The organism is Hymenobacter segetis (assembly GCF_038448715.1).
Taxonomy (GTDB): domain Bacteria; phylum Bacteroidota; class Bacteroidia; order Cytophagales; family Hymenobacteraceae; genus Hymenobacter; species Hymenobacter segetis.
The window spans coordinates 1-14,277 of record NZ_JBCEVZ010000037.1 but is presented as its reverse complement, the minus strand read 5'-3'; the positions used below and the strand labels follow the sequence as shown (position 1 = coordinate 14,277).

12 protein-coding genes and 1 pseudogene are annotated in these 14,277 nt (G+C 60.7%); 10 read left to right on the top strand and 3 right to left on the bottom strand.

Features of this window, described 5'->3' with window-relative positions; translation table 11 throughout:
* Positions 1–8: 8 nt before the first annotated feature.
* Together nusA and AAFH49_RS14575 are read right to left on the bottom strand one after the other, a co-directional pair.
* Positions 9–1,241, bottom strand: a pseudogene (nusA, locus tag AAFH49_RS14580) (transcription termination factor NusA); the annotation flags it as partial.
* Between the two features lie 17 nt (positions 1,242–1,258).
* On the bottom strand, positions 1,259–1,729 hold the full coding sequence (locus AAFH49_RS14575; protein ID WP_342299266.1) for an LSm family protein: 471 nt from the start codon (positions 1,727–1,729) through the stop codon (positions 1,259–1,261).
* A gap of 331 nt (positions 1,730–2,060) precedes the next feature.
* Between AAFH49_RS14575 and AAFH49_RS14570 the strand changes: the two genes are divergently transcribed.
* From AAFH49_RS14570 to AAFH49_RS14560, 3 genes are all read left to right on the top strand, one after another.
* Positions 2,061–2,615, top strand: coding sequence for a DUF2911 domain-containing protein (locus tag AAFH49_RS14570; protein ID WP_425293334.1), 555 nt, complete (start codon positions 2,061–2,063; stop codon positions 2,613–2,615).
* A 115-nt stretch (positions 2,616–2,730) separates the two neighbouring features.
* On the top strand, positions 2,731–3,768 hold the full coding sequence (gene selD / locus AAFH49_RS14565; RefSeq protein ID WP_342299265.1) for a selenide, water dikinase SelD: 1,038 nt from the start codon (positions 2,731–2,733) through the stop codon (positions 3,766–3,768).
* Between the two features lie 21 nt (positions 3,769–3,789).
* The gene (locus AAFH49_RS14560) at positions 3,790–4,383 is read left to right on the top strand and encodes a PH domain-containing protein (RefSeq protein ID WP_342299263.1); all 594 of its coding nucleotides are present in this window, start codon (positions 3,790–3,792) and stop codon (positions 4,381–4,383) included.
* 3 nt (positions 4,384–4,386) lie between these two features.
* Here AAFH49_RS14560 and AAFH49_RS14555 read toward each other — a convergent pair whose 3' ends face one another.
* A complete protein-coding gene (locus AAFH49_RS14555) occupies positions 4,387–5,796 on the bottom strand; it encodes a hypothetical protein (protein ID WP_342299262.1) in 1,410 nt (469 codons plus the stop codon).
* Between the two features lie 181 nt (positions 5,797–5,977).
* Here AAFH49_RS14555 and AAFH49_RS14550 point away from each other — a divergent pair, with 181 nt between their 5' ends.
* From AAFH49_RS14550 to AAFH49_RS14520, 7 genes are all read left to right on the top strand, one after another.
* Positions 5,978–6,385, top strand: a complete 408-nt coding sequence (locus tag AAFH49_RS14550) for a ribosome-binding factor A (protein ID WP_342299260.1) — start codon at positions 5,978–5,980, stop codon at positions 6,383–6,385.
* A 47-nt stretch (positions 6,386–6,432) separates the two neighbouring features.
* Entirely contained in the window at positions 6,433–7,242 is an 810-nt protein-coding gene (locus AAFH49_RS14545; RefSeq protein ID WP_342299258.1) for a class I SAM-dependent methyltransferase, read from the top strand.
* Positions 7,243–7,410: 168 nt separating this feature from the next.
* Positions 7,411–8,643, top strand: coding sequence for an ABC transporter permease (locus AAFH49_RS14540; protein ID WP_342299255.1), 1,233 nt, complete (start codon positions 7,411–7,413; stop codon positions 8,641–8,643).
* Between the two features lie 130 nt (positions 8,644–8,773).
* Complete coding sequence (locus AAFH49_RS14535; RefSeq protein ID WP_342299253.1) at positions 8,774–11,752, top strand: SNF2-related protein; 2,979 nt, start codon at positions 8,774–8,776, stop codon at positions 11,750–11,752.
* A gap of 109 nt (positions 11,753–11,861) precedes the next feature.
* Positions 11,862–12,302, top strand: coding sequence for an SRPBCC family protein (locus tag AAFH49_RS14530; protein WP_342299252.1), 441 nt, complete (start codon positions 11,862–11,864; stop codon positions 12,300–12,302).
* Positions 12,303–12,348: 46 nt separating this feature from the next.
* A complete protein-coding gene (locus AAFH49_RS14525) occupies positions 12,349–13,545 on the top strand; it encodes a class I SAM-dependent rRNA methyltransferase (RefSeq protein ID WP_425293336.1) in 1,197 nt (398 codons plus the stop codon).
* A gap of 119 nt (positions 13,546–13,664) precedes the next feature.
* A partial coding sequence (locus AAFH49_RS14520; protein ID WP_342299250.1) for a phytoene desaturase family protein occupies positions 13,665–14,277 on the top strand: 613 nt, incomplete at its 3' end.

Below are 14,277 nucleotides of genomic sequence, written 5' to 3'. Positions count from 1 at the left end.
TCGTCGGCAAATTCTTGGCGGATAATGCGGTACACATCGTCCACCATTTCCTCTTCCAACTCCGTGCGGCGCACGATGTCGTCTTTCTTCACAGCTAGTACGGCGCGGCCGGTGTCCAGACCGATTTTTTTCAATTCGGCCAGTACCCAAGGCTCGATTTCGTCCTGGAACTCGTCCAGCGAAATGTCTTCCTCGTAGTCGATGGCTTCGCGGAATACGTCGATTTCCATGCCCACCAAGCGGCTGGCCAGCTTGATGTTGGCACCGCCGCGGCCGATGGCCAGGCTTACTTGGTCAGGTTTCATGAACACGGAAACCCGGCCGTTCTCCTGGTTTATCTTCATAGAACCTACTTTGGCCGGCGATAGTGCCCGCGCAATATAAAGCTCTAAGTTATCCGTGTAATTGATAATGTCGATATTCTCATTTTCCAGCTCGCGCACCACCGGGTGGATGCGGCTGCCCTTCATGCCCACGCAGGCACCCACAGGGTCGATGCGCTCATCGTAGCTTTCGACGGCTACTTTGGCGCGCTCGCCGGGCTCGCGCACCACGTTTTTGATAACGATGAGGCCATCGTAAATCTCGGGCACTTCCAGTTCGAACAAACGCTCGAGGAAAGCGGGGGCTGCGCGGGAAAGGATGATTTTCGGCGTGCCGTTAATCACCTCAACGCGGTGAACTACAGCGCGCACGGTGTCGCCTTTGCGGAAACGGTCTTTGGGGATTTGCTCGCCTTTCGGCATCACCAGCTCGTTGTCGTCTTTGTCCATGATGAGGGCCTCGCGGCTCCACACCTGGTACACTTCGCCAGTCACGATTTCGCCCACCTGGTCCTTGTATTTCTGGTACAGGTTGTCGCGCTCGAGGTCTTTCACGCGCTGAATCAGCGTTTGGCGGGCCATGAGCACGGCGCGGCGGCCGAAATCCTCCAGCTTCACGCCTTCGGCTACGGATTCGCCAACCTCGAAGTCGGGCTCGATTTTCTGAGCTTCGGCCAGCGGAATTTTATCGTGGTCCCAGATATCCTCCGAGTTATCGTCCACGATTTCGCGGTTGCGCCAGATTTCGAGGTCACCGTTGTCGGGGTTGATGATGACGTCGAAGTTTTCGTCCTGGTCGTACTTCTTGCGAATCATGGTGCGAAACACGTCGTCCAGGATGCTCATCATCGTGGGCCGGTCGATGTTCTTGCTCCGGGCAAATTCGCCGAAGGATTCAATGAGTTCGTGGCTGTTCATAAGAGGCAGAACTGTATTTATTTGAAAGAGATAACAACCTTGGCCTCTGTAATGTCCCCGAAGGGATAGAATGCGGCGGGCAGGGTGGTTTTCTTGGTTTTTTGTTTGATGACTTCCTCGATTTCTACGCCTTCGGCGGTGGCGGCAGTGAGGGTGCCGGTTTTTTCGGTGCCGTCGGCCAGTTTCAGGGCCAGCGAGCGGCCGATGTGGCGCGGGTACTGGCGCGGGTCGGTGAGGGGTTGGTCGGCACCGGGGCTGGTGACTTCCAGGGAATACGCGGATTCTTCGCCGTAGTGCTCGTCGATGCGGCGGGCCAGGCGGCGGCTGATGGTAGCGCAGGCCTGAATGGCGAGGCCGTTGGGGCCGTCGAGAGTGACGGTGACCTTGGGCAGCACCGAATCGGACACGGTGAGGCTCACGATGAACAGCTCCTCTTCGCCGATGGCGTCGTGGAGCATTTCCAGCAGCAGGTTGCGGTCGAAGTGCATAGTTTTTGAAACAAGCGGGCAAAAAAAGAGGGGACTGCGCGTCCCCTCTTTATCAGATTGAATACCAACTTCGGGGCAAAGGTACGACAATTGGGGGCCGAATGCAATATGGAACGAGTGCGGCCGCAGCAACGGTGCAAGCGGCAGAACCTCACCCCCAACCCCTCTCCTTGGGGAGAGGGGAGCCTGACGCGTTTAGGGGTTGAAATAACTTCTGCAACTCTGGCGGCAATCAGTGTCTTTGGTAAACCTCAGTGGCTGATGCGGAGTTTGCGAGTCGACGACCGAACTTCACGACCCAATTCACTCTCATTTTCAACGCCAAATTCCCATGAAATCCTTCACGACTCTTCGCACTGCCGCTTTCGGCCTGACGCTGGCGTTGGCCAGCACGACTGCTTATGCCCAGACGACGCCCACTACTATGCATGCTCCTGCTAAGGATGCGGTGAAGCCAAGCCCGGCGGCTACGGCTACCGGCAAGATTGGCGCAGCCGATGTGACGGTGAACTATAGTAGCCCGGGGGTAAAGGGCCGCAAGATTTTCGGCGGGCTGGAGCCTTATGGCAAAGTGTGGCGCGCCGGGGCTAATGAGGCTACCACGGTCGAATTCAGCAAGGCGGTGACAGTAGAAGGCAAGCCGCTGCCGGCGGGCAAGTACGGCTTCTTTGTGATTCCGGCGGAGAGTGGCCAGTGGACAGTCATCTTTAACAAGGTGCCGAACCAGTGGGGTGCATTCAAGTACGATGAGAAGCAGGACGCCCTGCGCGTGATGGTGACGCCCCGCAAAACGGCAGCCGTGACCGAGCGCCTAGTGTATGAGGTAACGCCTAAGGCGTTGGTGCTGCGCTGGGAAAATGTGGAATTGCCGGTGGCTATTAAGTAGAATTGTTTGCATGAATCGTAGCGTGGACTCTGTGAGTCCGCGTGTGGGGCGTTCCACACGCGGACTCACAGAGTCCACGCTACATACTTTTGTACCCACCCCAACCTGAAATATCATGGAATACAAGCTCACCCAATACAGCCACGGTGCGGGCTGCGGCTGCAAAATCGCGCCAGCCGTGCTCGACCAAATGCTGCACACCAGCATTGCGCAGCCTCAGCACGAGAAGCTGTTGGTGGGCAATGCCAGCCGCGACGACGCGGCCGTATATGATATCGGCGGCGGACAGGCGGTGATTTCGACTACTGACTTTTTCATGCCCATCGTGGATGATGCGTACGATTTCGGGCGCATTGCCTCGGCCAATGCTATTTCGGATGTGTACGCCATGGGCGGGCGGCCGCTGCTGGCCATCGCCGTGCTGGGCTGGCCGGTGGATAAGCTGCCGCCCGAGGTGGCGCGCCGCGTGCTGGAAGGTGCCCGCAGCATCTGCGCCGAGGCCGGGATTCCGCTGGCGGGCGGGCACAGCATCGACTCGCCGGAGCCCATTTTTGGGCTGGCGGTGACGGGCATGGTCGACATCAAAGACCTGAAGCAGAACGACACGGCTACGGCGGGTTCGGAATTATTCCTGACCAAGCCGCTGGGCGTGGGCATCATGACGACAGCCCAGAAAAAGGGCATTCTGCGGGATGAGGATGCCAACATTGCGCCGGCTCAGATGATGCAGCTCAATAAGATTGGGGCGGAGCTGAGCAAGCTGCCCGCCGTGACGGCCCTGACGGACGTGACGGGCTTCGGCCTGCTCGGGCACTTGGCCGAAGTGTGCGAAGGCAGCCACCTGACGGCGGAAATTGACTTCAGCAAAGTGCCGCGCATCGCTGCGGCTGAAAGCTATTTGAAGCAGGGCAGCGTGCCTGGCGGCACCGGCCGCAACTGGGCCAGCTACGGCCACAAAATCGGGCCGGTAACGGACGAGCAGCGGGCGTGGCTGTGCGACCCGCAGACTTCGGGCGGCCTGCTGGTGTGCGTGGAGCCCGCCGGGCGGGCGGCCGTGGAGGCTGTTTTTGCCAAGCACGGGCTGGCGCTGGAGAGCTTCGGCCACCTGCGGACGCACACCGATGGCGAGGCCTGGGTACAGGTGCAAGCCTAGCGTGGAGCTGGCTTTTCAGGCATGAAAACCTCTTTCTTCCGCCCGCTGATTGAAGCGGCCGTGGTCATTTTTCTGGTGCTGGGGGCGGCGCGCTGGGTCACGGGGCTGTTCTCAAAGCGTACCCACGTGTACCAGACCACGGCGGCGCGGCAGCTGCGGCTGCTCTTCTGGCCGCTGCTGGCGCTGGGCGCGGGGCTGAGCGTACTGCCCGCCGTGGCCATGGGTGGAGCCGAAGTCAGCGCCTTTGAGTGGCTGCTCACGGCGGGATTTATGCTCTTTACGCTGGCCCTAAGTGGACCGGCGCTGCTGCTGCACCTGCGCTACTGGATTCTGAATCGGGAAACCACGCTGGCTTTTCAGCCCGTTGATAATCGGTTTGAAGTGTATGAAGCCGGGCAACGGGTGCCGTTTGAGTGGCGCGATTTAGCCCGCGTAGAGCGTGTGACATGTAGTGCCCGCCGCACCTTCTGGGCAAAATATGATTACCTGACGCTGCACCTGCGCGACGGCCGTGCCATTATACTTACCGCATTACTTACCGATTTGGAGCCGTTGGCCACTTTTCTGCGTAGCCTGCCCACGGAGCGGCGCACCAAGGCGTGGTGCTGGGTGTAGGTCCTACTTCCGCTTGTACAAGCCGGGCGTGCTTGTCGGTTCGTAGGCGCTGAAGATATTGGGCAGCAGCTGTTGGAGGCGGGGCACCACGCGGCTTTGGTCGAGCAGGTAGGCGGGCGGCGTGGGGCCCATTTTCTGGGCCACGCGCACCACGGCAGCGTACTCGTTGAGGTGGCCGAAATCGACTTGCGACAGGGCCCAGTCGAGGTAGGGCGTGGCGGGGTGGTTGTTGAAATAAGCCCGGTCGTCGGGGCCGAGGATTAGTAGCGTCTGGCCGCGCAGGGCGGCGTAGCGCGGGTCGGGCTCCAGACCGAAACGGCTTTCGGCGGGCATGTGCAGCAGGCTTTCGAGGCGCGGCACCTGGGCGCGGTAGCGCAGCACCACCACGGCGTTGATGATGAGCAGCAGCAACAGCTCCAGCAGCCAGCTTTGGCGGTAGCGCTGCCACAGAAACAGGCTGAAATAGGCCACCGGCGGCAGCAGCAGCACCAGCGCCCCAGGAGCCGCGCCGCGCTCCACGGCGGCAGCCACGGCGGCCACGGCCAGCCACACCAGCATCATCTGGCGGAACTTTATTTGGAACACTAGGCCCAGCGATGTGCCCAGCGACCGCAGCAACGCCAGCACCAGCACCAGCACGGGCACAATCAGCAGGCGCAGTTGCAGGCCGGCGGGCAGGCCGCTGGCAATGAGGTCCGTGAGGCCCGGCTGCAAGTGGAACTGCACGAAGCCCGGCAGGGCATCGGTATAAAAGAAAAAGGTGGCCACCAGCGCATACGGGAAGAAAAACCCGCACAGCAGCAGTAGCGAGCTACGAAAGGAATTGGCCGCGAAAATCACCACCGCAAACAGCCCCACTATCACAAACAAGCTCAGCGGCAGGTAGCACAGCGCCCCCAAGCCAATGAGAAACCCGGCCCGGAACAGACGGCGGTTGTCGTAGCCCTCGCGGGAGGTGGGCAGCAGCGCGCTCAGCGAAAACACGATGAAGGTATTGCCCAGCAGCAGCGGCGAGAGCGCATCCAAATCGGTGCTCACGCTGCCCACCAGCAGGTAGGTGAGGGCCGCCACATAGCCGCGCTCAGGGTGCACGTCGTAGCGGTTGAACACCAGGTTCAGGCGCAGGCCTTGGATGAACAGCAACCCCAGCGCCACCATGCGGTAGAGCCACACGGGGCGCGCCAGCACGGCATCGAGGGCGGCGAAGGTGGCGGCGGCCAGCGGCGCGGTACCGTCGTAGAGGTCGCGGTAGGGCATGGCCCCGCCGTGCAGCCGCTCGCCCACCAGCAGGGCCCGCAGCTCGGCGGCCGTCAGGGGCAGGCCGAACCAGAGCAGCGGCAGGCGCAGGGCCAGCACCAGCAGCACCAGAGCCAGCAGTTGCGTGGGCAACGAGCTTTTGAAAAAGCGGAGCACTCGTTAGGGTATGAGGGGATGAGTGGGCGGGGCCTGAAGACAGCGCAAAGGTATTGTGCGCCCCCAACGCTGCCGCCTATTCTTTTTCTATACCTCCTACCCTCACACCCTCTTACCCTCACGCCCTTAAAAACACCTCGTACCTTTGCCAGTCATTATGGATAGCAAACGACAACAAAAAATGGCCAGCCTCCTGCAACAGGAGCTTGCGGCCGTATTGCAGCGCGACTTACCACACCTGTTCGGCGGCGGGCTGGCCCCCAGCATCAGCATGGTGAAGGTGACGCCCGACCTGGGACAGGCTCGCGTGTACCTCAGCCTGCTGCTGGGCAACGATGCCAACGAGCGCATCGAAATTATTAAGGATAACGCCAAGGAAATCCGCCACGCCCTGGCCAAGCGCATCCGCAAAACGGCCCGCGTGGTGCCCGAACTCGTGTTTTTCCACGACGACAGCGCCGCCTACGCCGCCCACATGGACCAAGTGCTCGGCACACTCTACATTCCGGACGCGCCGAAGGAAGACACTTCGGAGGACGACGACAAGCCCGCCCGCCCGCGCCTGTTCAACCCCAAAGACGACCAATAAGCCTGTCGTTGAATTCATAATTTGTAAGTCAGAATTCAGAATTCCCCTTGTACTACGACCCTATTAAGAAGACGCTCGGCCAGGTATTCAATCGCACGCCGTGGCTGCGCCGGCTGTTTTATCACCTGCTCGATTTGCTGCTGTTGCGCACCTGGCACGTGCACCGGGAGCTGCGCCGCTGGGCCAAAGGCCGCACCCAGGAACCCCTGCACATCCTCGATGCCGGCTCCGGCTACGGCCAGTATACCTACTGGCTGAGCGGGCTGAGCGCGAAATGGAACATCCTGGCCGTAGACGTGAAAGACGACCAGGTGGCCGATTCCAACCAGTTTTTCCGCCAGATTGGCCGCAAGAACGTGCAGTTTGCCGTGCAGGATTTGGTGCTGTATCAGGAACCCAATTCCTTCGACCTGGCCCTGTCCGTTGATGTGATGGAGCACATTCTGGAAGATGTGGAAGTGTTCCGCAACATCCACGCGTCGCTGAAAGACGGCGGCATGCTGCTCATTTCGACCCCCAGCGACCAGGGCGGCTCCGACGTGCACGACGACGGCGAAACGAGCTTCATCGAAGAGCACGTGCGCGACGGCTACAACATCCGCGAGATTCAGCAGAAGCTGCGCACCGCCGGTTTTGAGCGCATCGAGGCCCGCTACAGCTACGGCGAGCCGGGCCAGATTTCGTGGCGCCTGAGCATGAAATACCCCATTCTGATGCTGGGCAAGTCGCGCGCCTTTTTCATCCTGCTGCCGTTCTACTACGCCGTGGTGTTCCCGTTTTGCCTGTTGCTGAACTGGCTCGACGCCCGCAGCACGCACGACTCCGGCACCGGCCTCATCGTGAAGGCCTGGAAGTAAGCTGCTACCTGAGCAGGCAAATCACCTGAAATTGTAGTCGTTACCATTTAACCCGCATTTTGCCTTAGCTTTCCGAACGCTAACGCCGTAAAGCGCCCCGATAAAACCCACGCAGGAATCGTCGTCCCATCCGGATAATCCGTGAGCTACCCGACGATTCCGTGATTTATGAACGTACCTATCCTCATTGCCCGGCGCTATTTCCGTTCCAAGAACAAGCGCAACATCATCACCATCATCTCCAACATTTCGATGATTGGGGTGGCGGTGGGCACCATGGCGCTGATTATCGTGCTGTCGGTGTTCAACGGGCTGGAGGACTTGGTGCGCACGCTCTACGGCAAGTCGGACCCCAACCTCGTCATCTCGGCCACCAAAGGCAAGGCCTTCGACGTGGACCGCACCTTCCTGATGAAGCTGGAAAACACGCCCGGCGTGGCCCTGCTCACGGAGGTGATTGAGGACAACGCCCTGCTACAATACCACGACCGCCAGATGGTGGTAAAAATGCGCGGCCTTTCGGATAACTACTTCGGCCAGAGCCAGATTGATGCCAACATCCGCGAGGGCGACCACCGCCTCCGCCGCGACAGCCTGGAACTGGCCCTGGTGGGCGCGGGCGTGCAGCACGAACTCAGCATCACGCTCAACAACCGCCTGGCCCCCATGCGCCTGCTGTACCCGCGCAACACGCCCGGCAAAAAAACCCTCGATTTCAATCCTGAAAACGCCTTCAACGAGCAGAACCTGACGGCCGGCGGCGTTTTCCTCATCGAGCAGCACATCGACGACAGCTACATTTTCGTGCCGCTCACCTTCGCCCAGCGCCTGCTGGGCTACGGCACGCGCCGCACGGCCCTCTATGTGAAGGTGGGCCAGAGCTTCGAAATCGAAAAGGTGAAAGGCGAACTCCGCAACCTCCTCGGGCCGGATTTCAAAGTGCAGGATTCCGACGAGCAGCACGTCAGCCTGTTCAAGGCCATCAAAGTGGAGAAGCTGTTCGTGTTCATCACGTTCACGCTCATTCTGCTCATCGCCTCGCTCAACATCTTTTTCTCGCTCTCGATGCTGGTCATCGATAAGAAAAAGGACATCTCGGTGCTGCTTGCCATGGGCGCGAGTCAGAAGACGGTACGGCGCACGTTCCTGTACGTGGGGGCCATTGTGGCGCTGGTGGGCGCGGCCACCGGGCTCATTCTGGGGGTCACGCTCTGCTGGCTCCAGCAGCGGTTTGGTTTCGTGAGCATGGGCATGGCCACGAGCGTGGTGGACGCTTACCCCGTAAAAATGCAGGCTTCGGACCTAATTTTTACCTGCGTGTCCATTATCGTCATCACCTTGGCCGTAAGTATTCGCCCCGCCCTGAATGCTAGCAAGTTGGACTTGCGCGAGAATTTATAGCGTTTATCGACTTTTGGGTTATCGTTGAGCTTTTTCTGCCGTAAGGACCGGGCATTCGTCCCTGGCAGCAAAGCTCGACTACACCAATTTCCGCTTTCTGCCCTACCTTGCGCCTTCCGCGTGCCCGGCTATGAAAGTATCTACCGCAGAACCATTTCAAATCGTCTACTCGCTCTTCGAACACGAGTTCCTGGGCCACTTGTTCGCGGCCTACGTGGTCCAGCTTGGCCCACGCGGTCAGCTAACGCTTCAGCACCAGACCGTTTCGGGGAAAAATGCCCATGAGTTCGCGGCCGGTCTTGATGCTACCGACTTTGAGTTGGTAGAACTCTGCGACCAGATTCAGCAGGAAGCGGTGGTGAAAGAATTCTGGCCCCGCAAAATCGCTACAGCCGAGTTTTTCCTCAAGACCTACAACGCTGAAAAGGGCGACAAACCGCTTCAGGAGCTCATTTCCAAGTACGTGCAGACCCGCATGGCCGGCATTCTGGCGCGGCTGGCGGGCAAGCAGGTGTTCATCATGGGCCGTGATGGCGAGCCGACCTGGAAGGAAATCGGCATGGCCCCGGCCAAGGCGTCCATCCTGTTCCACTTCCGCCGCAACGAGGAAGGCACTCACTACTTCCCCACCATCCAATACCAGGGACAGAAGCTTGATTTTCAATACAAAGATGCGGTATTGGTGTGCCTGCAACCGGCCTGGCTGCTGCTCAACGACCTGCTCTACACCTTCCGTACCGAAGTTGATGGCAAGAAGCTCCTGCCGTTTTTGAAGAAGAAATTCATCGTGGTGCCCCGGCAGGTGGAGGAAAGCTATTTCCAGAAATTTGTGGCTCCGCTCATGGAGGCCTTCGAGGTACACGCCCGGGGTTTCGATATCCGCTCGGAGCGCTACGTGGCGCGGCCCCGGCTCACATTCAGCGACGCTCAACCCGTCCTGCCCGCGCCCGAAGCGCCCGTGCGCCCGCCCGGCCCGCCGCGCCGGGGTCGCATCCCGCTGCCCAAGCCCATCGCGCCCCTCCTCACCGGGGCTGAAACCGAACAGATTCACTTCGAGCTGAGCTTCCGCTACGGCCCGCACCTCATGCCGCTGGGCACCAGCAAGCCCGTGAGCGTGCACCTCGAAAAAACGGCCGACAGCTACGTTTTTCACCGATTGCTACGCAGCCCCGAGCAGGAGCAAGCCACTGTGGAAGAGCTCCAGGCGCGCCGCCTCGTGGTGGCCAATGGCCACGCCTCCCTGCCCAAAGCCGAGGCCTTCAAGTGGCTGCACGATAATTCCCCTGCTCTTACGGAGCTAGGCTACACAGTAGAAGCCGCTGCTACGGCCACCAAAAATTACTTTATCGGTCCCACCAGCGTGCAGGTGGGCATTCAGGAAGCGGGCGACTGGTTCGACGTGCGCGGCACGGTGCGCTTTGGTGATATCGAAGTGCCATTTATCCGGCTGCGGGGGCACATTCTGCAACGTCGGCGCGAGTTCAAGCTGCCCAACGGCCAGATTGCCATCATCCCCGACGAGTGGTTTACGGACTATCTGGAGCTGTTTGCCTTCGGCGAAGAAACCGAGGACGGCCTTAACCTGCGTCGCCACCACCTCGCCTTAGTAGCCGACCTGCAAAGCAATGAGTTGGCCACCGTGCGCATGGGCCGCAAGCTGGAAAAGCTGCGCGACTTTGCCGAAGTGGAAGACCATCCGCTGCCCGTAGGTTTTCTAGGCGAACTGCGCCCCTATCAGAAGGCGGGCTACAACTGGCTGCGCTTCGTACAGGACTACCATTTCGGCGGCTGCCTGGCCGACGATATGGGGCTTGGCAAAACCATTCAGACGCTGGCCATGCTCCAGCATCGCCGCGAAAGCGGGGAGGCGCAAGGGGCTGCGTCGCTGTTGGTGCTTCCTACTTCACTGGTTTTCAACTGGCTGAATGAGGCCCAGAAGTTCACGCCCGAGCTGCGCGTGCTGGCCTACACCGGCACTTACCGCGACAAAAACCCCGACCGTTTCGCCGACTACGACGTGGTGCTGACCAGCTACGGCATCGTGCGTCTCGATACTGAGCTGTTGGCCGGCTACAAGTTCGACTACGTGATTCTGGACGAGTCGCAGGCCATCAAAAACCCGTCGAGCACCACCTCGCAGGCCGTGCGGCAGTTGCATTCCAAGCACCGGCTCATCCTCACGGGCACGCCGGTGGAGAACAGCACGATGGACTTATGGTCGCAGATGTCCTTTATCAACCCGGGCTTGCTGGGCACGCAGGCGTTTTTCCGCAAGGAATTCCTCAAGCCCATTGAGAAAGACCAGGACGAAGGCCGCACCCGCCGCCTGCACGCGCTCATCAAGCCGTTCATTCTGCGTCGCCACAAAGCCCAGGTAGCTAAAGAACTGCCCGCTAAAACGGAGCAGCTCAGCTACTGCCAGATGACGGACGAGCAGGCCCATGCCTACGAGGAAACCAAGAGCTTCTACCGCAACAAAATCCTGCGCAACCTCGACGAACACGGCCCGGCCAGCACGCAGTTTCTGCTGTTGCAGGGCCTCACGCGCCTGCGCCAAATTGCTAACCACCCGCGCCTAGCCGACGAAAACTACACCCACGAATCGGGCAAGCTACGCGAAGTGCTGCGCATGATTCGCAACGTGGTGGCCGAAGGACACAAGGTATTGGTATTTAGCCAGTTCGTCCAACACCTATCCCTGGTACGCGCCGCACTCGATGAGCGTCAGATGCCCTACGCCTACCTCGACGGCGCGACCCGCGACCGGCCCGCCGAAGTAGCGCGCTTTCAGGAAACGGAGGACTTGAAAATCTTCCTCATCAGCCTCAAAGCTGGCGGCGTAGGCCTCAACCTCACCGCCGCCGACTACGTCTTCATCCTCGACCCGTGGTGGAACCCCGCCGTGGAAGCCCAGGCCGTGGACCGTGCCCACCGCATCGGCCAGCAGCGTCCGGTGTTCACCTACAAGTTCATCACCCAGGGCACGGTAGAGGAGAAAATCCTAGCTCTGCAACGCCGCAAACTGGCCTTGGTGAGCGAGCTCATCGCCACCGACGAAGCTGTGATTAAGCACCTCACCCGCGAGGATATTGAGGAGTTGTTGGGATAAAATAGCTGAGTTCAACGGCAAATTCCCTCTTGCAGGTACACCGATGCCTGCTTGCGTGATTATCAATAGGGCTCGGCCAACAATTGCCTGCGGCTGGGGTTAGCAACCCATGCACGTCACCCTCCGCACCGCCGTTTCTCAGTCTCCGGCCGCGGTCATGGCCGGCTTCACCCGCGAGTTATTTGTGGCTCTGGCCCCGCCGTTTCCGAGGCTGCGGCTGCTACGTTTCGATGGCTGCCGCACCGGCAACCGGGTTGAAATTGAGCTCGATACGTTGGTGAAGCGTCTGCCCTGGACTTCGCTGATTGTGGACGATGGCGTGCAGCCCGACGGCACCCATTTTTTCGTGGATGAAGGCCAGATTCTGCCGCCGCCGCTGCAGTTCTGGCGGCACCGTCACCTTGTTCAGCCCGACCCCAATGGTGGCAGCGTGATTGTGGATGCGCTGGAATACCGCACGGCTTCGCGCCTGCTCGATGTGGTGATATACCCGGCCATGTGGGCGCAGTTTGCTTGGCGACGGCCCATTTACCGGCGCTGGTTCAAGTAGGTGGGACAAGCCGGCCCGGCGCGGGGCCGTACCTTTGCACACTATGCTGAACCCCGCCACCATCGTCCTCAAAAACGGAAAAGACCACAGCCTGCGCCGCCGCCACCCTTGGGTGTTCTCGGGGGCCATTGCCCGCGTATTGGGCGAGCCCCGCGAGGGCGAGCCCGTGCGCGTCGAAGCCATCAACGGCGAGCTGCTGGGCGTGGGCCACTTCTCCAGCGGCGGCTCCATTGCCGTGCGAATGCTGGATTTCGGCCCCGAATCCGAATTGCCAACGGCAAAATATTGGGAAGACAAGCTGGGCAATGCCTACCGCCTGCGCCAGCGCCTGGCCCTGACCGGCACGGCCGATACCAACGTATTCCGCCTAGTGCACGCCGAGGGCGACGGCCTGCCCGGCCTCATCATCGACGTGTATGGCGACACCGCCGTGGTGCAGGCCCACAGCGTGGGCATGTACCGCGCCCGGCCCGAAATCGCGGCCGCGCTGCAAGTGGTGTTCGGCGATAAGCTGCGCGCCATTTACGATAAGAGCGCCGAAACCGTGCCCGGCAACGCCGTGCCCGATGCCCAAAACGGTTACCTGTTCGGCGAAAGCTCGGGCACCGAGCACGTGGTGACCGAAAACGGCCACCAGTTTGCCGTGGATTGGGAAACCGGCCAGAAAACCGGCTTCTTCATCGACCAGCGCGACAACCGCGCCCTGCTGGCCCGTTACTCGCCCGGCCGTAAGGTTCTCAACACATTCTGCTACACTGGCGGCTTCTCCGTTTATGCTTTGGAAGCTGGCGCTGAGCTGGTTCACTCCGTCGATTCGAGCAAGAAAGCCATTGCCCTCACCGAGCGCAACGCCGAGCTATCGAACCATGCCAACCGCCACGCCGCTTACCCCGACGACGTGCTGGGCTTCCTCAAAAACCACTCGGCTCAGTACGATTTGCTGGTGCTCGACCCGCCCGCTTTCGCCAAGCACATGGGGGCCCGCCACGCGGCCTTGATGGGCTACAAGCGCCTGAACGCGGCCGGTATAGCGCACCTCGCGCCCGGCGGGCTGCTGTTTACGTTCTCGTGTTCGCAAGTCGTGAGCCCCGAATTGTTTGAGGGCGCGGTGCTGGCAGCAGCCATCGAGGCGGGCCGGCCGGCGCGCATCCTGCACCGCCTCACCCAGCCTGCCGACCATCCGGTGAGCTTGTTCCACCCGGAAGGCGCTTACCTGAAAGGGCTGGTGCTGGCGGTGGAATAGCCTATTTTAGCAATAAAGCGGCGCTCCGGCGTGGACAAAAAACGTCTGCGCCGGAGCGCCGTTTTATTTTTGGCCACTTCGGCTAAACTTCTCCCCCCGCTGCGGCGGTTAGCAGTCCAGTGTTTAAAAAGAAAGCCAAAATCTCTCCTTCCCGGCAGCCCGTGGCCGTCATCGGCGCGGGCATTGCGGGGCTGGCCACGGCGGCGCGGCTGGCGGTGGCCGGGCACCCAGTCACGGTATTTGAGGCCGGGGCCACGTTCGGGGGCAAGATGCACCAGTTTGCACTGCCCGGTGGGTACCGGTTCGATGCCGGGCCGTCGTTGTTTACGCTGCCGCAACTGGTGGACGATATTTTCCGGCTGGCCCAGCGCGAGCCGGCCGACTACTTCCGCTACGAGCGGCTCGACCCCATCACCAACTACTTCTTTGCCGACGGCACGCGGCTCACAGCCTGGGCAGAGGCGGCAAAATTTGCGGTGGAGGTGGAAGAAAAGCTGGGTACGCCGGCGGCGGCCGTCACGCAGTTTCTGGCCCGCGCTGGCCAAGCGTACGATGCCACGGCGGGCACTTTTCTGCATAAATCTCTGCACAAGGCCGGCACTTACTTCAGCCCCGAAACACTGAAAGCCGTGGCAGCTCTGCCGCAACTCGGCCTGCTGGGCACCATGCACCAGCGCCACGAGAAAGCCTTCGGCCGCGACCCGCGCCTCGTGCAGCTCTTCGACCGCTATG

Excerpts from the sequence above, each read along its gene's own strand:
- AAFH49_RS14575 (WP_342299266.1), bottom strand. The coding sequence starts at position 1,729 with ATGCACTTCGACCGCAACCTGCTGCTGGAAATGCTCCACGACGCCATC.
- AAFH49_RS14570 (WP_425293334.1), top strand. The coding sequence starts at position 2,061 with ATGAAATCCTTCACGACTCTTCGCACTGCCGCTTTCGGCCTGACGCTG.
- selD (WP_342299265.1), top strand. The coding sequence starts at position 2,731 with ATGGAATACAAGCTCACCCAATACAGCCACGGTGCGGGCTGCGGCTGC.
- AAFH49_RS14560 (WP_342299263.1), top strand. The coding sequence starts at position 3,790 with ATGAAAACCTCTTTCTTCCGCCCGCTGATTGAAGCGGCCGTGGTCATT.
- AAFH49_RS14550 (WP_342299260.1), top strand. The coding sequence starts at position 5,978 with ATGGCCAGCCTCCTGCAACAGGAGCTTGCGGCCGTATTGCAGCGCGAC.
- AAFH49_RS14540 (WP_342299255.1), top strand. The coding sequence starts at position 7,411 with ATGAACGTACCTATCCTCATTGCCCGGCGCTATTTCCGTTCCAAGAAC.
- AAFH49_RS14535 (WP_342299253.1), top strand. The coding sequence starts at position 8,774 with ATGAAAGTATCTACCGCAGAACCATTTCAAATCGTCTACTCGCTCTTC.
- AAFH49_RS14530 (WP_342299252.1), top strand. The coding sequence starts at position 11,862 with ATGCACGTCACCCTCCGCACCGCCGTTTCTCAGTCTCCGGCCGCGGTC.